Annotated in this window: 24 protein-coding genes and 2 pseudogenes; 9 read left to right on the top strand and 17 right to left on the bottom strand. The window is 45.0% G+C overall.

Annotated elements, in window-relative coordinates:
* Positions 1–29: 29 nt before the first annotated feature.
* On the bottom strand, positions 30–1,085 hold the full coding sequence (locus tag KFF44_RS00410; RefSeq protein WP_370691182.1) for a substrate-binding domain-containing protein: 1,056 nt from the start codon (positions 1,083–1,085) through the stop codon (positions 30–32).
* Between the two features lie 200 nt (positions 1,086–1,285).
* On the opposite strand from KFF44_RS00410, the gene KFF44_RS00405 reads away from it, so the two are divergent.
* Entirely contained in the window at positions 1,286–3,469 is a 2,184-nt protein-coding gene (locus KFF44_RS00405) for a penicillin acylase family protein (protein ID WP_255936166.1), read from the top strand.
* 60 nt (positions 3,470–3,529) lie between these two features.
* A complete protein-coding gene (locus tag KFF44_RS00400) occupies positions 3,530–6,370 on the top strand; it encodes a pitrilysin family protein (protein WP_255936164.1) in 2,841 nt (946 codons plus the stop codon).
* Between the two features lie 101 nt (positions 6,371–6,471).
* Here the strand turns inward: KFF44_RS00400 and KFF44_RS00395 are convergent, their stop codons facing one another.
* The 4 genes from KFF44_RS00395 to KFF44_RS00380 form a co-directional block, all read right to left on the bottom strand.
* Positions 6,472–8,121, bottom strand: a complete 1,650-nt coding sequence (locus KFF44_RS00395) for a SulP family inorganic anion transporter (protein WP_255936162.1) — start codon at positions 8,119–8,121, stop codon at positions 6,472–6,474.
* Positions 8,122–8,155: 34 nt separating this feature from the next.
* Entirely contained in the window at positions 8,156–8,830 is a 675-nt protein-coding gene (locus KFF44_RS00390; RefSeq protein WP_255936160.1) for a carbonic anhydrase, read from the bottom strand.
* 33 nt (positions 8,831–8,863) lie between these two features.
* Complete coding sequence (locus tag KFF44_RS00385; protein ID WP_255936159.1) at positions 8,864–9,205, bottom strand: helix-turn-helix transcriptional regulator; 342 nt, start codon at positions 9,203–9,205, stop codon at positions 8,864–8,866.
* A gap of 200 nt (positions 9,206–9,405) precedes the next feature.
* On the bottom strand, positions 9,406–9,732 hold the full coding sequence (locus KFF44_RS00380; RefSeq protein WP_255936157.1) for a PilZ domain-containing protein: 327 nt from the start codon (positions 9,730–9,732) through the stop codon (positions 9,406–9,408).
* A gap of 135 nt (positions 9,733–9,867) precedes the next feature.
* Here KFF44_RS00380 and KFF44_RS00375 point away from each other — a divergent pair, with 135 nt between their 5' ends.
* The 3 genes from KFF44_RS00375 to cysK all read left to right on the top strand — a co-directional run bounded on the left by KFF44_RS00375 (position 9,868) and on the right by cysK (position 12,619).
* The gene (locus tag KFF44_RS00375; protein ID WP_255936156.1) at positions 9,868–10,617 is read left to right on the top strand and encodes a 1-acyl-sn-glycerol-3-phosphate acyltransferase; all 750 of its coding nucleotides are present in this window, start codon (positions 9,868–9,870) and stop codon (positions 10,615–10,617) included.
* 166 nt (positions 10,618–10,783) lie between these two features.
* Positions 10,784–11,638, top strand: a complete 855-nt coding sequence (epsC, locus tag KFF44_RS00370) for a serine O-acetyltransferase EpsC (RefSeq protein ID WP_255936155.1) — start codon at positions 10,784–10,786, stop codon at positions 11,636–11,638.
* A gap of 63 nt (positions 11,639–11,701) precedes the next feature.
* Complete coding sequence (gene cysK, locus KFF44_RS00365; protein WP_255936154.1) at positions 11,702–12,619, top strand: cysteine synthase A; 918 nt, start codon at positions 11,702–11,704, stop codon at positions 12,617–12,619.
* A 40-nt stretch (positions 12,620–12,659) separates the two neighbouring features.
* Here cysK and KFF44_RS00360 read toward each other — a convergent pair whose 3' ends face one another.
* The 5 genes from KFF44_RS00360 to KFF44_RS00340 form a co-directional block, all read right to left on the bottom strand.
* Positions 12,660–12,995 (bottom strand): hypothetical protein, encoded by a 336-nt coding sequence (locus KFF44_RS00360; protein WP_255936153.1) that lies wholly within the window; start codon positions 12,993–12,995, stop codon positions 12,660–12,662.
* Positions 12,996–13,071: 76 nt separating this feature from the next.
* On the bottom strand, positions 13,072–14,145 hold the full coding sequence (locus KFF44_RS00355) for an AI-2E family transporter (RefSeq protein ID WP_255936152.1): 1,074 nt from the start codon (positions 14,143–14,145) through the stop codon (positions 13,072–13,074).
* Between the two features lie 107 nt (positions 14,146–14,252).
* Positions 14,253–15,008: an SDR family NAD(P)-dependent oxidoreductase gene (locus tag KFF44_RS00350; RefSeq protein ID WP_255936151.1), complete on the bottom strand. Its 756-nt coding sequence runs from the start codon at positions 15,006–15,008 to the stop codon at positions 14,253–14,255.
* Positions 15,009–15,080: 72 nt separating this feature from the next.
* Entirely contained in the window at positions 15,081–16,181 is a 1,101-nt protein-coding gene (locus KFF44_RS00345; protein ID WP_255936150.1) for a hypothetical protein, read from the bottom strand.
* A 142-nt stretch (positions 16,182–16,323) separates the two neighbouring features.
* On the bottom strand, positions 16,324–17,262 hold the full coding sequence (locus KFF44_RS00340) for a peptidoglycan bridge formation glycyltransferase FemA/FemB family protein (protein ID WP_255936149.1): 939 nt from the start codon (positions 17,260–17,262) through the stop codon (positions 16,324–16,326).
* Positions 17,263–17,315: 53 nt separating this feature from the next.
* Between KFF44_RS00340 and KFF44_RS00335 the strand changes: the two genes are divergently transcribed.
* Complete coding sequence (locus KFF44_RS00335) at positions 17,316–17,519, top strand: hypothetical protein (protein WP_255936148.1); 204 nt, start codon at positions 17,316–17,318, stop codon at positions 17,517–17,519.
* A gap of 31 nt (positions 17,520–17,550) precedes the next feature.
* Here the strand turns inward: KFF44_RS00335 and KFF44_RS16215 are convergent.
* Both KFF44_RS16215 and KFF44_RS16210 read right to left on the bottom strand, forming a co-directional pair.
* Positions 17,551–17,817 (bottom strand): annotated as a pseudogene (locus tag KFF44_RS16215) (FKBP-type peptidyl-prolyl cis-trans isomerase); the annotation flags it as partial.
* A 45-nt stretch (positions 17,818–17,862) separates the two neighbouring features.
* Positions 17,863–18,930: pseudogene (locus tag KFF44_RS16210) on the bottom strand (FKBP-type peptidyl-prolyl cis-trans isomerase); the annotation flags it as partial.
* A gap of 119 nt (positions 18,931–19,049) precedes the next feature.
* Between KFF44_RS16210 and KFF44_RS00315 the strand changes: the two are divergent.
* Positions 19,050–19,307 (top strand): DUF3253 domain-containing protein, encoded by a 258-nt coding sequence (locus KFF44_RS00315; protein WP_255936147.1) that lies wholly within the window; start codon positions 19,050–19,052, stop codon positions 19,305–19,307.
* A 33-nt stretch (positions 19,308–19,340) separates the two neighbouring features.
* Positions 19,341–19,691 carry an Hpt domain-containing protein gene (locus tag KFF44_RS00310; protein WP_255936146.1) on the top strand — a complete coding sequence of 117 codons (351 nt, stop codon included), beginning with the start codon at positions 19,341–19,343 and terminating at the stop codon, positions 19,689–19,691.
* 25 nt (positions 19,692–19,716) lie between these two features.
* Here the strand turns inward: KFF44_RS00310 and yihA are convergent, their stop codons facing one another.
* The 5 genes from yihA to rpmH are packed head-to-tail and all read right to left on the bottom strand — an operon-like array spanning position 19,717 to position 23,149.
* The gene (gene yihA, locus KFF44_RS00305; protein WP_255936145.1) at positions 19,717–20,370 is read right to left on the bottom strand and encodes a ribosome biogenesis GTP-binding protein YihA/YsxC; all 654 of its coding nucleotides are present in this window, start codon (positions 20,368–20,370) and stop codon (positions 19,717–19,719) included.
* Positions 20,371–20,373: 3 nt separating this feature from the next.
* Positions 20,374–22,152 carry a membrane protein insertase YidC gene (yidC, locus tag KFF44_RS00300; protein ID WP_255936144.1) on the bottom strand — a complete coding sequence of 593 codons (1,779 nt, stop codon included), beginning with the start codon at positions 22,150–22,152 and terminating at the stop codon, positions 20,374–20,376.
* A gap of 7 nt (positions 22,153–22,159) precedes the next feature.
* Positions 22,160–22,474, bottom strand: a complete 315-nt coding sequence (gene yidD / locus KFF44_RS00295) for a membrane protein insertion efficiency factor YidD (protein ID WP_255936143.1) — start codon at positions 22,472–22,474, stop codon at positions 22,160–22,162.
* A 35-nt stretch (positions 22,475–22,509) separates the two neighbouring features.
* Positions 22,510–22,965 (bottom strand): ribonuclease P protein component, encoded by a 456-nt coding sequence (gene rnpA / locus KFF44_RS00290; RefSeq protein WP_255936142.1) that lies wholly within the window; start codon positions 22,963–22,965, stop codon positions 22,510–22,512.
* A 49-nt stretch (positions 22,966–23,014) separates the two neighbouring features.
* The gene (gene rpmH, locus KFF44_RS00285; protein ID WP_255936141.1) at positions 23,015–23,149 is read right to left on the bottom strand and encodes a 50S ribosomal protein L34; all 135 of its coding nucleotides are present in this window, start codon (positions 23,147–23,149) and stop codon (positions 23,015–23,017) included.
* A gap of 297 nt (positions 23,150–23,446) precedes the next feature.
* Here rpmH and KFF44_RS00280 point away from each other — a divergent pair, with 297 nt between their 5' ends.
* Positions 23,447–24,784, top strand: coding sequence for a sensor histidine kinase (locus KFF44_RS00280; protein WP_255936140.1), 1,338 nt, complete (start codon positions 23,447–23,449; stop codon positions 24,782–24,784).
* Positions 24,785–24,789 lie beyond the last annotated feature (5 nt).

The raw sequence follows: 24,789 nt of genomic DNA, 5'->3' as shown, positions 1-24,789 counted from the left end.
GCTATCCATTTTGAGGGGAGAAGTGCCCATTATTGAACCCCTCCCTTTGTCATAGCGTTAGATACTGAATTTCTGTAGCTTTGATGTTCTTCGGCACTCATGGGTATGAGGCCGCGGTATGCCAGGTAGCCATCTTCACCGGTAGCAGAGTTAGCTAAAAAACTGTCAACGAATGGCTTTAAGCTTGGAACTTTTGATACTTTCTCACCTTTTACATAGAAAAAAAGTGGCCGCGAAATTACATAGCTACCATCCGCAATCGCTGAAAAACTTGGTTTGACACCATTGATACTGGCCGCCTTTACCCTGTCGTGATTGCGGTCCAGAAAACTGAACCCAACAATGCCCAGCGCGTGATCGTTAGAACCCAGTTTTTGAATGATTAGATTATCATTTTCACCAGCTTCGATATACGCCCCGTCATCGCGAATAGTATGACATATTGTGTCAAATAAGGTCGGCTGAGTATATTCTAATACTGCAATTTCTGGTAATTTTTTGCAGCCTTGCTCCATCGCAAGGTCTATGAATGCATCTCTGGTCCCTGACGTTGGGGGTGGGCCTAAAACCTCAATTTGTAAATCGGGTAATTCAGGATTAACATCTGACCAACGCAGCGCTGTATTTTTTTCAAATCTACCATTGCTGCCGGGTATAGTGTCTGCAAGTGCCAAAAATATATCGCGTGTTGTGATCGAAAAGTCGAGACTGCCAAGCGCATTCGCCAGAACGATACCGTCATACCCAACTTTAACTTCGATAATGTTGTTCACATTATTCCGTGCACAATCTGCACGTTCGGACGCAGTTATTGCCCGGGATGCATTTGTGATGTCGATCGTATCCCCGCCGGTGCCAGCGCAAAAAAGTTTGAAGCCGCCCCCCGTACCTGTGCTTTCTATGATTGGGGTTTTATATTGTGTTAAACGCCCAAAACGTTCTGCAACCACAGTTGAAAAGGGATATACGGTTGAAGATCCGACAATGCGCACTTGTTCGTTTTCATCGGCATAACTCGATGCGGATAAAAAGATCAGAATAGCTAACGATAGTAAGCTATTTTTTATGAACAAAGTGAAGGGCATCAGTGTTCCATCTTCAGCAATTCGATGCTTGCTATTAAACATGCGTTAATGCGCTATCTTCAAGACTGGTATATGACGTTTAGATGACACTTTTCTTACAGTTAACTTTCGTGTGACACCGTGGTCCGTACTGTCAAGTTTATTGACATTACCTACTATTCCGTGATTATCGGATGCATGTTTATTCAAGGGGTTTGGTGATGAAACAGATATTGATACTTTTGGGTCTTCTTTCTTTGATAGGGTGTTCGTCTGAAGACGGTCAGAAATCAGCTCAGTCGGAAGAAGAAGCACGCTGGGAACAATATGCAAGTAATGTCACCATCACGCGCGATAAATGGGGTATACCGCATATCCACGGTAAAACAGATGCTGACGCAGTTTTCGGTATGATTTACGCTCAGGCAGAAGACGACTTCAATCGTGTTGAGTTAAATTACATCAACGCACTTGGTCGTCTCGCCGAAACTGAAGGTGAAGATGAAATATACCGTGATCTTCGGATGAAGCTTTTCATCGATCCTGAAGATATGAAGCAAAAATATCAGGAAAGCCCGGAATGGCTTCAGAAACTGATGAATGCGTTTGCTGATGGTATGAATTATTATCTTGCGACCCACCCTGAAGTGAAGCCTAAGGTTATTGATAGATTTGAGCCCTGGATGCCACTTGCTTTCAGTGAAGGAAGTATTGGCGGAGATATTGAGCGGGTATCCTTAAATCGATTAGAAAACTTCTATGGTAACCCTCCAAAGGCATTGGCGCTTGAAACCCGTCACTTATTTGAGGAGCCAACGGGTTCTAACGGATTTGCGATTGCGCCTTCGAATAGTGCAACTGGTAATGCCCTTCTTCTCATTAACCCTCATACATCTTTCTATTTTCGTGCAGAAGTTCATATGAAAAGCGATGAGGGCTTGAATGCATACGGTGCTGTAACATGGGGGCAGTTCTTTATTTATCAGGGCTTTAATGAAACAGCAGGATGGATGCATACCTCGTCGGGTGCTGATGCAATTGATGAATATTTGGAAACCATCACCGAAAAAGAAGATGGGTTTTATTATCAATACGGGGATACAGAGCGTAAGCTGACAGCCAAAGAAATAACCGTTCCTTTCTCAGATGCAGATGGGATGAAGGAAAAAACTTTCACGGCTTATTATAGTCATCATGGGCCGATTATCCGCAATTTGGACGGCAAATGGGTTGCTGTGAAACTAATGCAGGAACCCGTGAAAGCGTTGATGCAATCCTATGGGCGCACAAAAGCTAAAAACTATGCAGAGTTCAAAGAAACTATGGAACTGCATACCAATAGCTCGAACAACACGGTGTTTGCGGACGCAGAGGGGAATATTGCGTATTTCCATGGCAATTTTATTCCCCGGCGTGACCCAAAATTTAATTGGAGCAAGCCAGTTGATGGTAGTGACCCAGCGACTGAATGGCAGGGGCTGCACACGGTTGATGAAACTGTGGGTGTATTAAACCCCGCAACAGGGTGGCTTCAGAACACCAATAACTGGCCGTATTCGGTTATTGGTGAAGATAGCCCTAAACAAGGAAACTTCCCTGCTTATATGGCAACCTTCCCGGAAAATTATCGAGGTATCAACGCTGTTCGCGTTCTGAAAGATAAAAAAGGCTTTACACTCGATAGTCTTCGTGATGCTGCATACGATAGTTATCTTGCGGCATTTGCTGATCTTATTCCGTCGCTACAAAGTGCGTATCAAAATACAGATAACAGTGATCCTATAAAAGCTGATATGGCGGCGCCGATGGGTATGCTTGACGGTTGGGATTACCATTTCTCATACGATTCTGTCCCAACGTCAATTGCTATATATTGGGCGAGGGAAATGCGGAACAATGCACTTATCCCGGCACGCAATGCCGAAATTTCGGTCTATGAGTATATGATGACCCGTACATCGCATGCTGAGAAACTCTCAGCGCTGAAAAAAGCAGTTGATACACTGGAAGCTGATTTTGGATCATGGCAAACCCCATGGGGTGAGATAAACAGATTCCAGCGTTTAACGGGCGATATTGTTCAACCATTTGATGATGGGCAGCCAAGTTATCCTGTAGCGTTTCCATCTGCGCGTTGGGGGTCTCTTGCGGCTTATGGTCAGCGTACCTTCAATGGAACGAAAAAGACGTATGGTACACGAGGCAATAGCTTTGTCGCTGTTGTTGAATTTGGTGAAAAAGTTCGGGCTAAAGCCGTGACAGCTGGGGGACAAAGCGGTGACGTTAATTCACCGCACTTTGCAGACCAGGCCGAATTATATGCTAAGGGTGAACTTCGGCCTGTATTTTTCTACAGTGATGACATAATGAAAAATGCAGAAAAAACATACCATCCTGGTGAATAATAATAACAATTCACCTAGGCTTATTAAAGCCTGGGTGGCCCGCTTGAAAGTATAATAGTCTTGAATATCCTCAGATTTGTAGCGATTTGTATTTGGTTTGCGATTGCGCCATCCTTCATAGTTCATGCTGTGCCCGATTGGCCAGTTGAAGGCGAAGGGTTGCAGGTAGATAGCAATATCACCTTTGGGCAGCTAGATAACGGTATGAAATATGCCATTGTGGCTAATGAAACGCCAAAAAATGAAGCAACGATAAGGCTTTATTTTCGCGTTGGGTCCTTTATGGAACGCGAAGATGAGCAAGGGATTGCCCATTTCACCGAACATATGGTTTTTAATGGCACTAAAAACATTCCTGAGGGTGAGTTTACTAAATTATTGGAACGCAAAGGATTGGCCTTCGGCGCTGATGTTAATGCGTTCACGTCTGCGGACCAAACAGTTTATATTCTGGCTTTACCAGAAGTAGATAACGATACGATTGACACGGGTTTTACCCTCATGCGGGAAATTGCAAGCAATGTTCTTTTTGAACAAGAGGCCATTGACCGTGAGCGCGGCGTTATTTTAGCGGAAAAGCGTCGCAGTAATGAAAGTGCCACCCGCGTTTTTAAGGAGCAAATTAACTTTTTAGTACCCGGTAGTCGGATGCCCGAACGCCTCCCAATCGGCATTGACGAGACTATCAACGGTGTGACGCGAGAACAGTTTTTGGATTTCTATTGCAGTTTCTACCGGCCGGAAGAAGCTTTTCTCGTATTTGTCGGCGATATTGATGTTTCCGCTATTGAAAAACGGGTGACTGATAGATTTTCTGATTGGAAAGCATGCGGCCCCAAGCGCGAGTTAAATTACATTCAGGATAACGTCGACCTTAAACAAGATTTTGGTCTTGATTCGAAGGCAACCGTTCTGGAGAATTTTCAATCTAGTGTATCGCTAAATATTGTTGCTCCTCTCGAGCCTTATATCGACAATAAAAAAACTCGAAATGATGGCTTGTTACACCAAACGGCTTTGAACATTATATCACGGCGTTTTGACAAACTCGCCCGGGAAGATAACGCGCCCTTCATAAGTAAAAGTGTTGGTGCAAGCGCGTTTTATCAAGAGGCAGCAATCCGCAGTATTTCCCTTGGCATAAGTGATGAGAACTGGCCAAGTGCACTAGGTCTTATTGAACGCGAGTTTCAACGGGCTTTACAGTTTGGCTTTACCCAAGCAGAAATTGATGAGCAGATTGCCAACTATACCACAAGTTTTGAATACCGATCGACAGCTGCAAATAAGCGCTCCACAAGTGCAATTGCGCAAATGCTTTTGTCTCGCTTTCATTCAAATGCAGTGGTTACACACCCAAACGATGATTTAGCAGACTATTTACGTTTCAGGGAGCAGATAACCCCTGAGGCCGTCCATGATATCTTCAAAGACTATTGGTCTGCGGCACCAGCGAAATACTATCTTCAGCTTAATCAACCGGTTGATGGTTATAAAAAGCTGGTTAAGGACAAAGTAATAGCGGTGCGAGTAGAAGATTTGGTTGCACCTGTTGAGGAAACAGTGAGTCGCTTTGCCTACACAGATTTTGGCACACCAGGAACTGTTGTTAGCAAAAACTATGATGAAGCCTTGGGTACGACAAAGATCAAGTTCGCTAACAACTTAATGCTCAATCTTAAAAAAACAGACTTTCAGGATAATACAATCCAGATTTTGCTGCGCTTTGGGCGGGGGTTTACAGATATTCCACGGGACTTGGCTGGGATCGATAGTTTGGGGCCTTTTGCCTTCACCAGTGGTGGCCTCGGTAAGCATGATATTGAAGAAATTAATCGTTTGCATGCAGGCCAAACCGTTAGCCCGTCGCTCGGTGTAGGCGGTGACACCTACGTGATGAGTGGGGCTGTAATTCCGCGTGATGTGCTGCCGCAGCTTAGGTTATGGGCCGCCTATATGGTTGATCCAGCTTACAGACCAGAAGCGTACGGCCAGTATAAACGAGTTGTTGAAAGCATTTATGCAAATGCAAGCACAACACCGGGTCAGGTTCTTCAAAATAATATTGGCAAATATATATATGATGATGATCCTCGCTTTTATTTGCAAAGTAAGGAAGAATTGCTGGCCTTAAAGGTTGAGGATTTTGCCTCGTTAATCAAAAAGGCCCGTGAACGGGGCGCTATTGAGCTTACTTTTGTGGGGGATTTGGACGAGGAAGCGATTATCAATGCTGTAGCGCAGACCTTCGGTGCGCTAAATGAGCGTGAGCCAAATTTTGCGGACTATGACAGAAAGGCAGTATCCTTTCCGGCAACAGGAAATGATGTGACTATCAGCCACAAAGGCGATGCCGATCAGGCAGTTGTTCAGGTTTATTGGCCCACTAATGACGCTAGTAATTTTGAGGATGTTATCCGTTTGAATTTACTGTCGCGGATCATTCAAAACAGGCTCCGTGATACCATCCGCGAAATGCTGGGAGCGTCTTATGCACCGGGGGCTGGTAATTCATCCTCGTCTACTTATGACGGTTATGGGTATTTTGTTTTGGGAAGTGATGTAAAAACCTCTGATGTTCAATCAGTTACTGATATTTTCTACCAGACAATTGATGCTTTGAAAGCGGAAGACGTCACCGAAGATGAATTGCTTCGTGCGCGAAAGCCTTTAATTGAACAAATTGAAAGTGCGAAGCAAAACAATGGTTATTGGTTGGGGCTACTTCAAAGCCTTCAAAGTGAACCAGAAAGCATAAAATGGCATTTTGATCAGCAATCAGTATTGGAAGCAATCATACCTGCGGATCTTAAACTGGTGACGAACAAGTATTTTGATAGGTCCAGGTCGGTGGCTATCAAAGTTATTCCAGAAGAAGCTGTAAAAGATATTGGCAGGTAAAAATAACTTCTTGTCTGTCATTGTAAGCCATAAAAAAACGCCTCTGTAATAACTGCAGAGGCGTTTATCCTATTTGTGAATGAAGCTAAAAAACCACGCGACTATTCAGCCGCTGTTATCTCTCCATCCGAAGACTTTGGCGCGCTATCTTCGATGACACGGATAGCTTCACGAAGCGCGTCTAGTCGGTCTTCGTATTTGGTGTCAGCAGGTAAACAATGATCTGCGTCTAGGCCGTTAAGGATTTGAGCGATTTTATCGCTCATACCGGTTACATAGACGATTTTATTGCTCTTACCAGCATCGCAAGCGATCGTTTCAACAGCGCGTGCTGCCGAGACATCCATAAACGGTACGCTTGAGAAGTCCAGGATGATCGCCTGCGCTAAGCTCTTTGATCGCTCGCGAACCTGATGACCAAGATCAGCTGCAGCACCAAAGCTCAAGGGGCCACCAAATTCAAACAGTAAAATTCGGCCTTTAGCACGGTCGAGAATTTCACGCTCTTCATCTGTTGTTACTCTTGGCTCTGCTTTGGCGAAGTTCTGGAGCTGCTCGTCAGCTAGTTGCTTAACGAACCCAAGAGCTGCTAAGAATACGCCCAGTGCAACGGCTTGAATAAGGTCGATGAAGACAGTGACACCAAGAACAACAGCCATCAGAACCAAATCCCAACGTGGGCCCTTGTGTGCATTTTTCAGATAAGAGACATCGATGATGTCGTAACCAACTTTGACAAGAATACCAGCAAGAACCGCATGCGGTATTTGTGAGGCAAGTGGTGCCAATACAACAACAACAGCGACGAGAATAAGAGAATGGATCATACCTGAAATGCGTGTTCCACCACCTGACCGGATATTTACAACTGTCCGCATCGTGGCACCAGCACCAGGAATAGCACCAAAGAAGCCAGCGATAGCATTACCAATACCTTGGCCGATTAATTCACGTTCTGAATGGTGACGAGTGCGGGTCATATTATCCGCAACAAGCGATGTTAGCAGGCTATCAATGGCACCAAGAAGCGCCAGAATGATAGCAGCTTCAAGTACAATGATAAAAGTATCACCAGAAAAACTAGGGATCATAAACTCTGGCAGTCCAGTTGGAATATCACCGAGGATTGGCGCCCCCGGAATAGCAAAACTTAAAAGTGTGCCAATGATCAAAGCAGCGAGTGCCCCAGGTACAAATTTACCAATTGATTTAGGCCAGAAGAAAATAACACCAAGCGTGACTAAGCCGATAATAAGCGCAGAAAAGTTCGGGTCCATCACAGCACCAGGGATCGCGGTAATCGCTGGTATTGTGCCGCCGCCTGCGGGCTCATGGCCAAACAGTCGCGCGGTTTGCAGAAGGATAATAATCACACCGATACCACTCATAAACCCTGAAATCACGGGATAAGGTACAAGTCTTATATATTGTCCAAGCTTAAGAACACCAAAGAGAATTTGAATTAAACCTGCAAGCACAACGGCCGCGAATACATATGCGGGATTTCCACTTAATGAAGCAAAAACGCCAGCAAACACGACAACCATTGGGCCTGTCGGACCTGTGATCTGTGTATTAGTGCCGCCGAATAGTGCTGCGAAAAAGCCAACAATAATGGCGCCCCATAAGCCGGCGATTGGCCCAGCACCAGACGCTTCCCCAAACGCCAAAGCAAGAGGCAGTGCAACAATACCGGCGGTCAAGCCGCCCGTTATATCGCCGCGAAGATTAGATGTGTCGAAAAACTTCATGTTATTGCTCCCGGATCAAACCGTTCCTGTTGCTTTATGCGCTATGACTACAAGAGTCTGCGCCTGCCAATTTGGCGAATTCAGCCGCATAACGGTCATTAACCGCGACAAATTCGTTGCTATCTTCGTCATAAGCACTGACACCACCAGTTTTGATGTCATATACCCAGCCATGTAGCTCAAGCGTACCCATTGCAAGTGCTGTAGCAACTGTCGGGTGAGTGCGAAGGTGCTGAAGCTGAAGGATAACATTCTGTTCCAAAAGCATGGACATCTGATCTTGTTCAGCTTTGTCCTTGCCAATCTCTTTTACAATGTCTACCGCCGCTTTTGAATAACCAAGCCACTCCTTGATATGCGGAAGGGCGTCAAGGCCGTCAGTGTTCATGGCACCCTTCATCGCGCCGCATTCTGTGTGGCCACAAACAACGATATGTGGAACCTTAAGGGCAGCAACTGCAAACTCTATTGATGCTGTCATGCCGCCAGTGTGACTTGTGTGCGGTGGAACAATATTACCAGCGTTCCGGCAGATAAATAATTCTCCAGGGTCTGTTTGGGTGATCATCGCAGTTTCAATACGCGAGTCTGAGCAAGTGATAAACAAGGCTTCGGGTTCTTGCCCTTGGCTTAGTTTTTCAAAAAGCTCTTGCTTTTGCGGGTATACTTCGTTTTGGAACCTTACGACTCCGGCGGCAAATTTAGGCATAGTGTTTTCCTCTACTGTTCTACACAGAACACGTTATGACCAAAGGCGGCGGGCATCATTGATGCTCGATTGACTGATGCCACCCATACGGCCTTCTACAAAATTAAGGCCGTCCACGACCCAGGCTGCGATATCTGGTTGAATAAGTTGATAAAAGTGATGTCGACCATCACGGCGCTCTTCAACAATACGATTTAGTTTTAGTAGGCTTAGATGCTGTGAAACACGTGGGCCAGCCAGGCCAAGTATTTCGGCAAGCGTATTCACATCCTTTTCACCGGTCTTTAGCTCTTCAATAAGTCTAATCCGGTCAGGGTGAGACATAAGCTTGAATATTTCAGCGAGTTCTTTTGCTACTAATTGTCTGCTTGGCACTGTCCTCTCCCAAAACAGTTATATTCATATATGCATATATACGCAGATATATAAGTATTAATACAAGCAAATATGTTGAAAAAGCAACACAAACAGGTTCACAATTTTGAGAAAACTATGAATGTCGGCACTTATTCGATTGGAAAATTATTTGTTGAAACCAGAAATGCTCTTGGAATTCAAGCTTGGCGGCTCTGCGTTTAGGCGTCTGGCACCGTAGGTTCCCGTGATACCTGAGCACCAGCGGCTTCAGCAAACTTTTTAAGCATCAGGTCAGGGCCAGCGAGTAGCAACAACCCCAATTGTTCTGATCCACGCCAACGTACCACACCTGCAAAATCACCGAGTTTATCGATTTCGAGTATCAAATGTTCATCAGCGTTGAATTCCTGGCTGCATGAAATTAAGGCACCGGCAAGAGAAATGTCGCGCACTTCACAAGGATAGGATTGATTGTCTGCTGTTGTTAGCTGACCTTCCCAGATAACAGGAAGTCGATCGTCGCCACGTTTTTCAGTAATTGTCACAGCTGTTTCCTTGTTATGTTATCTAGATCTTTGTTATTCAACTGACACACAGAAGCTATCGAATTTTTTGCTTGTGTCAAACCCTGATACAATGCCATGAGAATATATGTCTAGAAAATATAATAAGGATCAGTGATGAAGATAGTCATTGATGGTATTCGCTCAGTTTTTTTTAACCTGGCATTTTATTTGTTTACAATTGTTTTTTGTACATTGGCTTTACCGGTTGTTTTCAGCAAAACTGAAAAACCAGCGCGAACTGTAATTCATATTTATTGCAAAGTATCGTTGTTCTTTGCGCGCTATATCATGGGAATTCGCTATGAATACCGTGGGGCAGAAAAGTTGCCTAAAGAGGGCGCCCTTGTATTGGCAGCGGCACATCAAAGTTATATGGATCCGATCCTAACTTATATGCTTAGGCAGGACGTAACCGCGCTTGCGAAAAAAGAACTGTTCCAAATTCCTATGATTGGGCCGTTAATTAAGCGAATTGGTGTTATCCGTATTGATCGTAAATCAGGTAAAGCGCATATGGGGATGACGGACGTAGCCATTCGCGTCAAAAATGAAGGTCGCCCCCTTATTGTTTATCCGCAAGCTACAAGGGTGCCGATCGGTCAGCGTAAAAATTTGAAACCCGGGGCCTTTTTCATTCAGAAAGAAGGCGATCTGGATGTGTATCCTGTGGCCACCAATACGGGTGTTTTCTGGACTAAAGGGTTTTGGCATCGCTCGGGGCTTGTTATTTTTCAGGTCCAAGACCGTATGAAAAGCGACTTAGAAAAAGACGATTTCATGCAAGAGCTTGATACGCTTGTGGTAAAAAATAGCGATAAACTCATTTCCGAAGTTGGCTATCAGAGGCTTTTGCCATCAGAATAGGCGGATAATAGCGCCCCATAGCGGTGTATTTCTATCGCTCAAGAAAGGTTTAATCTCGATATCGTGAAGAAATTATCGTCTCTGAATTACTTGTACATGGTATAGACTGATCTAAATATTCATTCAGAGTAACGAATAAATACGAGCTGGGTCGAAGATTATGCGAATGGCAGTAAAACAAAAGTCAGGTGACGAGCTTACAGATGCAATAGATCGATTGCGTGATCATCGGGCGCGCTATCAATCACCTACCGGGTTACGTTTTAGTAAAGTTAGCGATTTCATGCGCAAAACTATGTCGGTTTTGTTCCCGCAGTTTTCAATTGATGACCATGCCGATGTCAATCTTGATGATCAGGTCGTCGACTTGGTGCAGATTTTATCGGGTTTAATTCAAAAAGCGATGAGCGACCTTAGTGAAGCTGAAACAGATGCACTTGCTCGGGATTTTGTTACCCAGTTACCCGCCATTGCGGAGAGCTGTCATTTGGATGCGGAGGCATTGATCGAGGGCGACCCCGCTGCCGAGTCTTTAGAAGAGGTAATTGTTAGTTATCCGGGCTTTTACGCAATTGTGGTATACCGTGTCGCTAACGCGCTCTTGAAACAAGAGATTCCGATGTTGCCGCGCGTTCTAACGGAACTTGCGCACCAACGAACCGGCATTGATATTCATCCAGGCGCAACAATTGGAAAATCATTCTTCATTGACCACGGTACGGGTGTTGTCATTGGGGGTACGGCTGTTATCGGTAATAATGTAAAGATTTACCAAGGGGTTACATTAGGGGCCTTGCGGGTGGACCGGGCAGCAAAATCGACGAAACGGCATCCAACAATTGAGGATAATGTTGTCATTTATGCGAGCGCGACCATTCTTGGCGGGAATACTATCGTTGGGCAAAATTCAGTTATTGGTGGTAATGTCTGGCTTACGAAATCCGTACCTGCGTGGTCTCGTGTTATGTTTAAAGCCTGCGATACCGAAGAAGTGATTCCGATGCAGCCAAAAAATAGTTAAGTTGTTACTGGCTGCTAATTTCATTTATATTAGAAATAGATATTTAAACAGGGGAGCGCACTCGTGAAGGCACAATCTATTCTGGAAACCATTGGCAATACACCACATATTCGCCTTGGGCGTATTTTTCCTGAGCATGAAGTTTGGTTAAAGCAAGAGCGAACCAATCCTGGAGGTTCTATTAAGGATCGTATTGCGCTTGCGATGATTGAAACGGCTGAGCAGGATGGGAAATTGAAAGAGGGCGGTGTTATTATCGAACCAACCTCTGGAAACACTGGTATTGGCCTTGCTATGGTTGCAGCGGTTAAAGGATACCGTTTGATACTCGTAATGCCAGAATCTATGTCCATTGAGCGCCGTCGATTGATGCTCGCTTATGGTGCAGAGTTTGTCCTTACTCCAAAAGAGTTGGGGATGAAGGGTGCCCTTGCAAAAGCGAGCGAACTTATCGAGCAAACGCCTGGTGCATGGATGCCAGCACAGTTTTCAAACCCTGCCAATTTGGAAGTTCATAGAAAAACAACAGGCCCTGAGATCATTGCAGATTTCCCAGATGGCTTAGATTATATGATTACAGGCGTTGGAACAGGTGGTCATATAACCGGTTGTGCTGAGGTTATGAAAGAAGCAATGCCTGAATTACAGGTCTATGCTGTAGAACCAGCGTTATCACCTGTTTTGTCGGGCGGTGACCCGGGACCGCACCCTATTCAGGGTATTGGAGCAGGCTTTGTTCCAGATATTATGAATACAGATATTCTTGATGGTGTTTTGCAGGTTGAACCAGAGCACGCGAAAGAAATGGCACGCCGCGCAGCGCGCGAAGAAGGGATGTTGATCGGATTATCCTCGGGCGCAACATTAGCAGCTATTGAAAACAAGCTTGCTGATGTCGAGAAGGGTAGCAGGGTTCTGGGGTTCTGTTACGATACAGGTGAGCGATACTTGTCCGTTCCAGATTTTTTACCGACTGAGTAAAGAAAATTCAACACTGGATGGGGCCGGATATAATTCGGCTCTATTCTTCAGACCCTAACCCTGTCTCCAGTCGAACGATCAAAGCAATATCGTCCCCCCGTAATGTCAATTCTTTATACGAGCCGCGTGGTAAGGGAATGCCCAATTCGATGCAATGATTTAATACAGCCGCTCCGACTTCGCGGCTATTGAAGCTAACGGCCTCTGAACCATCAGCCGGGAAATAAGCAACACTAACCTCTCCTTCTTTATCGAAAGAGCTTTCAACCTTTATAGGGGGTTCGGAAGAAGAGATTTCTTTTGCATCCAATAGTGGTACCAAAGCTTGGATTAACTCGTCTTCAGTAAAAATTATGCTACGCGATTCTTGTATCATTGCTCTCGCCCCAGTGATGTTGGCACTGTATCATAGTCTATGCAAAAAAGATCTATTGATCAAAAACTTTTTGAAATCATGATGTTATAGATGTATCCGGAGCCAGTCGTCGTTGTTGCCATGCACGGATAATTGCATTGGCAACAGTTGCCAGAGGTATTGCGAAAAACACACCCCAAAATCCCCAAAGGCCGCCAAAAACAAGCACTGCGATAATAATTGCATTTGGATGCAAATTCACTACTTCAGAAAAGAGAAGCGGAACAAGTACGTTACCGTCCAAGGCTTGAAGAACAAGATAAACACCGACGGCGATTGCCATCTCGCTTCCAATTCCCCATTGAGCGTAGCTAACAAGTGCAACAGGAATTGTTACGGCGGCAGCACCGATATACGGAATGATTACACTCAGTCCCGTTGCAACAGCCAAAAGCGTTGCATAGGGAAGATCGATTATTTGATATGCGATGAAGGCCGATAGACCAACAATAACAATTTCGTAGACCTTGCCTCTGGCGTAATCACCAGCCCGTTGCAACGTTTCCCGCCAAACCTGTTCAAGGAGCGGTTTATCAGAAGGTAAAAAATTAGCTGCCCAATTCAACAGAGCATCTTTATCTTTCAAGAAGAAGAAGACCATCATTGGCACTAAAACTGTATAGATTATAAAGGTAACGGCTCCTGTAACACCACTAAGGGAATATTCAAGTAACCGTGGGCCAAGGTTCGCGATCTCGTTCCCTAAACCATTTAACCATTCCTGTACCTGAGTTTCAGAAATAAGATCAGGGAACCTTTGTTGAAGCGCAAGCAATTCGTTTTGAAGCCGCACAACCATATTTGGCGCTTCATTTATAAATTGCGTAATCTGATTAACAAGCGGAGGAACAACAGCTAAAAGTGTAATTACACTCAAAAGTATGAAACCTAAAAATACACTTATGAAAGCGAGGCTAGACCTGACGCCTTTACTCTTTAACCATTCGATTGGGCCATCAAGCAGGAAGGCGATAACAATCGCTGCAATTGCAGGTGCCAGCATACTTCCAAACAGCGTTAACCCGATAACGGCCAGTGCGACCACCAGAATAAGCAGCACAACCTGTGTGTCGGCAAATGTCTTATTGAACCATGCACTGATCATATTCATTGGGTATATCGCCTATGCTGCCAATAGGGTTTCAAGCTGTGTTTTCTATATCATATCAATCTGATATCTGAATGTGCTATTTTCAAGGCTTAATGCTTTTCTGCGCTTTAACCTGTGCTAGCGCCGCCATCAACGATTATATTTGCCCCGTTTGTATAGGATGCTTCTTCGCTTGCGAGATATAAAATTGTTTTTGCAACTTCGGCAGGGTCTGCCGGCCCATTTTTTGGAAAACCACCTGCAAATTTATCCATATCGCCACCAATATCATCAAGCGCTCTTTTAAACATGGGTGTTAACATTGGGCCGGGTGATACTGCATTGATACGGATATTTTTATCTGCATAATCAAGGGCAGCACTTTTAGTCAGGCCAATAATTGCGTGTTTTGTCATCCCATAAGCGGCCATCCATTCAGCGCCAGACTTGGACAGAATTGATGCTGTATTAATGATAGCACCGCCGCCATTTTCCAACATATGTTTAATTTGATGACGCATGGAATACCAAACACCCATGACATTGGTGCGCCATACATCTTCGACAACATCCGTATCCTGATCTGCGAAACGTGCTGCGCTGTGGCTTATGCCAGCGTTGTTGAAGGCAATATCAATCTTGCCTGTTTGTTCGATGGTTTTAGCTACAAAAAGTGCAATGTCATCTTCGTTTCTTACGTCACAGGGAAAATAGTATGATATGCCGCCTTGCTGGCGAATATTTGCTTCAACATCTTGGCCTGCTTTATCATCCAATCCACAAAAGCTGATATGGGCCCCTTCGCTAGCAAACGCATATGCTGCTGCTGCTCCGAGGCCAGAAGTACCGCCTGTTATCAGAATGGATTTGTTTTTGAAACGCATGGCTTTGTTTCCTTTATCAAGGCAGCAAGCCCTATAGGTTTGGCAGCTTTTATGCAAGCGTTTAGGTATTAATTAATGGGAATGACTGTGCTGATGAACAAGCCATTTAGGTAGCAAAGGCCTAAAGAAGGCACGCGCACCCATATTGATTGTAATCAACGTCACAATAGCCAGCCAAGAGAAGAAAATGACATGTCCCTTTTCTGTCATCGGCAGGATGTCAGGCCATATTGCTGTGAAGCATGATACAATCAGCCAACTCAGTAACGACCAAGGTGCTGCGCGCTCAGCGCCCTCGATAGCGTTACGCCATGACGTACCTTTGCTGCGAGCAATAGCAGCAGATGTTAAAAGCATAAGAATTAGGATTGGGCCAATCAACAGACCGCTGGCCATCATCATATCAATCGCATGTCTGCCTGACGTATGATCATGTCCTTGTGGTGCCGTGACCGGCGTATGGTGTAAATAGTGTGCAATGATTAATGCGATGATGAATAAAACACCGATAGCAGTCCCTAATTGCTGTGGCAGGTTGGTTTGGGTTTCGGTTGTTACATCTTTTGTATGTTGGTCCTCACCAATCGGGTGCATAACCACATGAAGCAGTGACCCTGCAGCAAAGGCTTGCCAGTACCCTGCCAAAGGAATGTTGTACCAATCACCAGCAAAGGCAGCCAGAAAATACCCGATTAAAGTCATGACCCCAAGACTGATAAGGACAACATATCCACCTGCCGAGCTGAGAACGGGCCTCAGTAACCACCAGACGGATATCGCTACGCCGAACCGGTGCAACAAAATACCAGCGGCAAGAAAGTATCCATTCAGATCGTCGCTTGCAAATGCCAGTATAGCCCCGTCGCTCGCTGCATGAATAACCAACGCAAAGGAAGCAATGACTAATAAAATTCTATGGGTCATTTCCTCTGTTTTGTGGAACAGCTTTTCTGCGATCCATGGCATAATAAAGCCGGATACGGCGATAAAGAGCGCTAATAGACCACCGTGTGCCAGCGCTTCAGGCAGGAGCGTAAGTGTAATCAAACCAAGCACTATGATCATAACAAAGCCATCAAACCCTACTTTTAGTCTGGGCGCACGGGATGCGAGCCGCGCCAACAAGGGCGCCACGAGTAGAATAAGAAGTGATAATATCAGTGTTATATCCATAAGGATGGTGATACCTGTCTCGACAAATAATGTACAGTTATAATATCACAATATTGGATATATTTCGAGTATTTCAATCGTCTATATCCCCGCATACAGAAAATTTGATGCGAGCTGTTGGTAAAATACTATCTAAACAGTTTCATATATATGCGCCCGCAAGCGTTACAGGGCTTGCTCCGGTTCCCAATTTAAACCGCGCAATGCCCGCTAAGTCTGCTGTATTTAGCCCGCCCAGGTCCAAAAATCTGATACCGCGTTCCCGCAATGTCAGAATTCCGTGCCATAGCACCAGATTTTGTGCATTCAAATCACGTGCATCATTGCCGGCCCAGCCAATATGATAGGTGGCAGAATTACCGTGAAGAAGAAACAATGCACCCGCTATCTTGGTTTTTTTAGAGGAGGCAATTACACTGACGACGGCGTCCGCTGAGTTCTTCACTGTATCAACATAAGCAGGAACTAAACCCAGCGGAGTTGCCTGATAACCGCGGGAACTTCTTTGCTCGCTCTCTTGCTCCAGCAGCCAGCTATATTGATGGGGTTTGCGGCCACCAACGGCAATCTGAATATCAGAATTTTCTGCTTTTTTAAGTTGATTACGCCACTTCCCCTTAAGCGACATGCGGATTGTCTTCTCGTCAGGTCTGAGGTCAACCCATGCTGTTGAAAAACCTGTCATAACCTTTTTATAGCCGGCGGCGTTCAGGCTCGATACATCAGGGTTTGTAATATCTATTTCTGGAAGTAGCGCTAGAAAATTCCATTTTATTTTTGGGAATTTTTTCCTAAGTGCTTTTAGTGCCTGCATTTTCTCTTCTGAGTCGACATCAGATAACCAAACGGGCCCACGAAAAATTGTTGTAAGGGATAATAGGCCTAGAAAGCGCCTTTGCAGAGCAAGTGCCAGGGCAATTTTTTGATTATTCTCGTTATATATTTCAATTTGAAAACTATGGCTGCCAAATGCCTCTAAGGCTTTGCCGTAAGCCCAATATTGCTGAAGAGGGATCGGGGTATCGCTGCTTATATCACGCCACATAGCGGGGTTTAGGATGGAAAATTTAATATGCGGCATTACGGTTCCATATAGCTCTTTCGCCCTTAAGAATAACTTGATAGCATGCTTATATGTTAAAGAAACGCCAAAAATTAGAAGCCGTAATGGGGTGGAAGATTGCGCCACCCAGATTGACTATATGGGCTTATTTATATGGGTTAATGTATCTTGCGCTGCCGTTTCTATTGGCGATGCTTGCGCTTGATATTATTTTTTATACGTTGTTCAGGGAAGTTTGGGGTGCCTGTTACGGCGTCATGTGCTTGTTCGAATAATATCAAACAAGCACAATCTTTATCTCTTTACTTAGTTTTCAACTGAAATCAGTTCAACGTCAAAAACAAGTGTCGCATTTGGTGGGATGTCGCGTCCGGCACCGCGCGTTCCGTAACCAAGCTCTGCAGGAATTGTTAGCTCCCATTTGGCACCTTCCTGCATCAATTGAAGGGCTTCAGTCCAGCCCGCAATTACGCCGTTAACCGGGAACGTTGCCGGCTCGCCGCGAGCGTAACTGCTATCAAACTCAAGTCCATCAATCAGGCGCCCACGATAGTGTACTGTTACATTTGATGTTCTCGATGGTTGTACGCCTTTACCTTCTTCTATCACTCGGTATTGAAGACCTGATTCGGTAACTTTTACACCTTCTTTTTTGGCGTTTTCTTCCAGGTATGCTTTTTGTGAAGCGGATTGGGCCTCGATCTCGGCCTGAATTTCTTCGGGGGTTTTACTGTCGAGTAGCTCAACTTCAAAAACCAAAGTTGCATGGGGGGGAATAGCTTGGCCAGCACCGCGTGGGCCGTAAGCAATATCAGATGGTATTGTAAGCTCCCATTTGGAACCAACTTTCATCAGTTGTAATGCTTCGGTCCATCCAGGGATCACGCCGTTTACCGGGAACTGTGCAGGTTCTCCGCGGGCGTAGCTGCTGTCGAACTCGGTACCATCAATTAAGCTGCCTTTATAGTGTACTGTAACTGTCGATGTATCACTAGGCATTGCACCACTGCCTTCAGAAATTACACGGTATTGAAGGCCTGATTCGGTAACGTTAACACCTTCTTTTTTGGCATTTTCCTCAAGGTAAGCAACTTGCGGTTTTTTAAGTTCCGCTAGTGCTGCCTCTTGTTCTGCACGAACCTCATCAGCGGTTTTTACATCCAACAATTCAACGTCAAAAATAAGTGTTGAGCCACCAGGAATTGGGCTGCCCGGGCGTTGATCATCGCCGTATGCGAGTTCGGCTGGAATAGTGAGTTCCATCTTGTCGCCAACCTGCATCAACTGAAGTCCTTCAGTCCACCCCGGGATCACTCTGTTCAGTGGGAAAGTAATTGGTTCACCGCGTTTGTAGCTGCTGTCAAATTCCGTACCATCGATCAGGCGACCAGCGTAATTAACTGTCACGAAATCTTCGGCTGTCGGGCGTTTGCCAGTACCGTCACCAGCTTCTAGCATGCGATATTGAAGACCGCTTTCGGTTACCTGAATGCCTTCTTTTGATTTGTTGGTTTCCAAAAAGGCAATGTTTTCAGCCTTGTATGTTTCATTCTCTGACGGGGCGTCTGACACAGTATCGTTGCCTTCCTCAATGGTTGTTTGTTCAATCGAAGCGTCCTGCTGTGCAGTTTCTTCTTCTTTCTTGTTGTCACCACAGGCGACAAGAGATAAGCCAAGCGCTGACATCAGCAGCATGTGGCGGGTTTTTTTCACGCTATACATGTTGGGACTCCATCCTGCGTTTGCGCCAGACACTAGCGTCATGCGTAGCAACGGGAAAGCAAAATCGAGGAAAAATCGCAATAATGTCAGAAAGCTTAGAAAAATCAGAAAAGCTTAGAGAAATGATTTTGGAAAAAATAAATAATTCCAAGTCAATCGCTCCGAGGGAAATCGCAGAAGCCAGTGCACAGGAAGGTGAGGATTGGAGAAAATTACTGCCAAAGGTGAAAAAGGTTGCGATTGATCTGGAAAGTGAAAATCTTTTGACTTTCCTTCGTAAAGGGAAACCGATAGCATCAAAAGGCCTAAAGGGGGTCTATCGTTTAGCAAAGCCAGAATAAGGTAGCTTGCTGACATACCGGTACAGGCTGGGCATGGAAGATTTATCACTCTGTAACATGAAAGTGCTGCAAACGCTGGAAAACGAAGTCGGCAGGGATGTATTGCCGATACTGGTTTCGTCTTTATGTGATGAAATCAGCGCCAGTCTTACGAACTTTGACAAGTATTTTGAAACTCAAAATTGGCAAATGTTAGAGATAGAATCGCATGCACTAAAAAGTGCAACCCTATCTTTTGGTGCAGAAAATCTTAGCCAAAGATGCCGTGAAATTGAATTCGCTATCAAAGAAAACCAACCTCAACCCCATATTCATAGCTTGATCAAAAATTTCAATATGCAGGCAAAAAATACATTGGATCATTTTGAAAAAATGATCGCTTAGAATAATTATGAAATTAAGTTAATCCCTAAAGAATAAGGGATGCCACTTCGGCTTTCACCAATTCCAGGCCCCAGCCTTTTTCGCTGCTTGTTGCTAATATTTCTGGGTGGCAAGCAATGAAGGTCTTTGCGTCCTTGGATGTTTTTTCGATAATTTTTTCGCGGTCGGCAACTTTCAGCTTATCGAGTTTCGTTAGAACAATCTGGTAATTAACCGCTGCTTCATCGAGCATTTTCATAATCTCGCGGTCATTTTCTTTTAGCCCATGGCGACTATCGATCAATAACATAATCCGGCGCAGGCTTGCCCGGCCCCGCAGGTATGTCTTGACGAGCCGCGTCCAGCGTTCAACTTTCTTTCGTTCAATTTTTGCATAGCCATATCCGGGTAAGTCAACCAGATACAGTGGCATGTTCATGCCGTGCCCCATTTCAAAATAATTAAGCTCTTGGGTCCGCCCGGGTGTATTTGACGTTCTGGCAAGGGACTTCCGCCCAGTAAGCGCGTTAATTAAGCTTGATTTCCCCACATTTGAACGCCCGGCAAAGGCAACTTCAACCCTGTCGGGTGGTGGAAGTGTCTCAAGGGATACGGCACCCTTAACGAAGTCAACGGGGCCTGCAAACAATAGGCGGCCCCGATTAATTTCATCATGTGTGAAGCGTTCTTCTTCTGACATGGATCAGGCCTTGTTGGCCGCTTTAGCAGCGCGGCGCGCTGATTCCTTGCGCATAATGTACCATTGCTGCGTAATAGACAGAAGGTTGTTCCATGTCCAGTAGATCACAAGACCCGCACTAAAGCGCGCCATGATAAATGTGAAAATAATTGGCAGGAAGGCCATGATTTTCTGTTGGGTTGGATCCATATTAGTTTGTGGGTTCAGTTTTTGTTGCAACCACATTGTTACACCCATCAGGATAGGCCAGATACCAATCGCGATCACCGCAGGTGGGTCAAACGGTATAAGGCCAAACAAGTTCAGCGGTGTCACCGGGTCTGCCACTGACAAGTCTTGAATCCAGCCAAAAAATGGCTGATGGCGCATTTCAATCGTCACATAGAGCACTTTATAAAGCGCAAAGAAAATTGGCATTTGAATCAGGATCGGCAAACAACCGGCAAGCGGGTTGATTTTTTCCTTCTTATAGAAAGCCATCATCTCTTGCTGAAGTTTCTGACGGTCATCCTTATAGCGTTCTTGCAAAGCCTTCATTTTTGGCTGTGCGTCTTTCATGTGGCTCATGGACACATAAGACTTGTTAGCAAGCGGGAATAAAACCAGTTTGACAACCACAGTGAACAATAGAATGGCAACACCGAAATTACCGGTTAAACCAAATAAGAAATGAATGCCTGCGAAAAATGGTTTTGTCAGGAAATATAACCAGCCCCAATCGATGGAACGATCGAATAGCTTGATACCAAATTCATCTTGGTAATTATCGATCGTTTCAACAATTTTCGCACCAGCATATAGCTGTGTCTGTGTCTCGAAACTTCCGCCAGCAGGTACGCTCGCTGCTTTTTCAAGATACGAGGCTCGGTAACCCCCTGATGCTTTGTAAGATAGGTTTGATACAGCTAATTGTTTGGCTTGGTCAGGGATTAAAACGGTCATCCAATATTTGTCTGTAATACCCATCCAGCCACCAACAGATGTGGTACTTTCAAATTTACCACCATCGGCATCCCGAAGGTCTTCGTATGTTTGCTCTTCCAGATTATCGTCAAAAACACCGATAGGGCCTTCATGTAAAACAAATAAGCCGTCGGTAACGGGTTCCTGTTTTCTATCAATAAAACCGTATGGTCGCACTTGGATAGGGTTACCCGAAGTGTTGTTTACGGTCTGGGTAACAGTAAACATGAATTGTTCATCGAGTTCGATTTTGATGAGAAATTCGATACCTGCTGCATTTGTCCAGCGAAGTAGTACAGGCGATTGGGGGGTTAATTCTGTGTCTGAGCTTGTCCAGATAGTCGTTGCTTTTGGCAGGTCGTCTGCTGAAATCGAGGCATCTACAGCTGTCCACCCAAAACGCACAAAATACCCGTTATCTTCATTAGCAGGGACAAGAAGTTGAACCTTCTCTTCGCCGTTCAATTCTACATTATGATTGGCGAGAAACAGATTATCGAACCTTGCGCCGCCCAAGGATATAGAGCCAGACAGTTCAGCATTGTTAATAGCAATCGTCTTGGCGTCCGCGTATGTGTAGTTCCCGGATGAGCTTTGATCAGTTTGTGGGTCAACAGAAACTGCAAGGGGCAACGAGGGTGCGTCGTCTTGCTCGATAACGCCGGCATTTTCTGTTCCTTCAATCGCAGCTTGCTCTGCTTGTAGTGCTTCATACTGGCGCTGTGCTTCGATGCGCGGTCCAGCTATAAAATACTGATAACCAAACAAAATAATGCCAGACAGAACAAGTGCCAGAATAATATTTTTATTTTCACCCATGGGATACTTAACCCTGTTTTTCCTGCTGGTCTTTACCAGCATACTGTTTCTGAATATCGCGTTTTGATGTTGCCTCGGGAACAGGGTCATATCCAAACCCACCCCATGGGTGACATCGCATGATGCGCCTTATAGCGAGCCAACCCCCCTTGAGTCCACCATGAACACGCATTGCTTCAATTGCATAGTGACTACAGGTTGGCTGATAACGACAGTTTGACCCTAATAAAGGAGACAGGAAAAGTTGATAGAACCTTACAAAAGCAACCAATACCCTAGTGAGTATGCTTCTAGAAGTGTTGGTATTATCTATATTTTTCATGGGTTTACCCATAAAAACAACAATCCGTTCCTGTATTATTTTGACCGTCTTTTTGACTTAGGTTCTAAATCGGCACCTTTGTTTAATTTTACAAGAGCCCATTTCATGTCAGATAATATTTTTTCAAATGGATAGCTTATGGCACTTTCTCGGGCGATTATTACGTACGCCCAGCCGCCATTACCATGTTGAGCAACAACCGCTCGTGCCGCTTCTTTCAATCGTCTGCGTGCTTTGTTGCGTTTAACGGCGTTTCCGACCTTTTTTGATGCTGTAAAGCCAAGAGCGATAGAATCGCTGGTAAGGTGATCAGGTTTTGCCTGAATGATAAAGCTGGGTGTGATCCATTTTCGCCGAGTCCCTGCAACGCTCAGATAATCGATGCGGTTTGTTAAGCGCGTAACAATCACATCCATCTCTGTAGCTCCGGGCTTATGGTTCAAAACAGTCAAAATAATAAAAAAGCCGACCAGATAACTCTTGGTCGGCATTTTAAGCGCTAGCTTACTGAGTTTTCAGCACATTTAAGTGCTTAACCCCTTATGCAGAAAGGCGTTTACGGCCTTTTGCGCGGCGTGCATTAATGATACGACGACCACCAACAGTTGCCATCCGCGAACGGAAACCATGGCGACGCTTGCGTACGAGCACACTTGGTTGATAAGTACGTTTCACTTGTCATACTCCAGATTTATGCGAACATTCTCGGTATGAGCGGCTCGCCAAAATTCGATGGCGGTGTATAGCGGTATGCAGCCACTAAGTCAACCTATGAAACAATTTATTTCATTGTTCATAATAATGTCAATTTTGAATGAAACTATAATCTATTCCGCTTGATCTTGAGTTCATAGAATAATAGCTATAGTCTTGAGTTAAGATAAGAAATGTCCGTTTTAATCGAGTCTGAAGTATTAAATGCCTGAATTATACCGACCAATGACATCAAGCTTACGGTCAAGATTGTTATTCTTGACTATCATATTTGTCATGGTTGTTTCCATGTTCGTTTACCTTCCCTTGATCGCGACATTTCGACAAAACTTCCTGGAAGAGCGGCTGGCTGCGGCACAAGTGGCGGCCCTGGCCGCGACGGCAGACCCGAATCAGGCTGTAACCCCGGACCTTGAAGGGTCACTTCTGAATACCGCTGGTGTTATTGCCGTTGTTATGCGCAGGAATGAGCAAAGTATTCTGCTTGGTGGGGATGTAATGCCACATGTGGCACATGCGTCCTATGATTTGCGTAATCCCATGCTCGGTATGCTGATTGCTGATGCCCTTGATACCTTGGAAGCCGATGGTGATAGAGTTATTCGTGTCGTTGGTAATTCCAGATTATCGGGCACTCGTCTACTTGAAGTGACGATTGATGAAGCCGATTTGTATCAGGCAATGACAACATATTCGAATAATGTGCTGTTGCTTGCGATCATTATTTCGGTAGTCACAGGTATACTTGTTTATGTTGCCCTTCATTGGTTGATGGTACGACCAATGCGCCGGATTAAGGATAGTGTGGTTGGTTTTCGTCGGAGCCCGGAAACAGAAGACAAGTTTCTGAAAGCAGGAACAAAACGGTCCGATGAAATTGGCCTTGTTGAACGTGAATTATCACGCATGCAATCAGAATTGCGTCAGAACCTAAATCAGAAAACCCGATTGGCTGAACTTGGTGAAGCTGTTGCAAAAATTAATCATGATCTCAGAAATATTTTAGCGACAGCTCAGTTGGCGTCTGATGGGTTGAAACGTGTTGAGGACCCGAGGGTCCAGAAAATTTCAAAGCGATTAATCTCGGCAGTAGGCCGCGCCGTCACCCTTTGTGAGCGTACGATGCGCCACGGGAAGGCAGATGAACCATTGCCTGAGAAAGAATGGATCAGCCTTTCCGAACTTGCTGACGAAGTCGCCGTGTCGCTGGATATTGCTGACAATGAAGACTTTACGTTTACAAAAGACTTCGATGATGAGCTTACTATTTTGGCTGACTCGGGGCAGATTCACAGGGTTATTCTTAATCTTTGCCGAAATGCGCGCGAAGTGCAGGGCACCTCTGGTGGTATTACTATTGGTGCTATGAAAGAAGAACATGGGCTGGTTCATATCACGATCGCTGATCAGGGCCCTGGTATTCCCCAAAATGTTCAGGATAATCTCTTCAAAGCATTTTCATCTGCCAAGTCTGGAGGGACAGGGCTTGGGCTTGCCATAGCAAGAGACATTGTATTGGCACATGGTGGTAAAATTGGCCTCGAATCCACGGGCCCAGATGGTTCCACATTCATGATTTGCCTTCCTGGGGCATAATAGAC

Source organism: Kordiimonas sp. SCSIO 12610 (assembly GCF_024398015.1).
Classification (GTDB): Bacteria; Pseudomonadota; Alphaproteobacteria; order Sphingomonadales; family Kordiimonadaceae; genus CANLMI01.
Note: the sequence above shows the minus strand (reverse complement) of the source record. Positions and strands in the feature narration are given on the sequence as shown.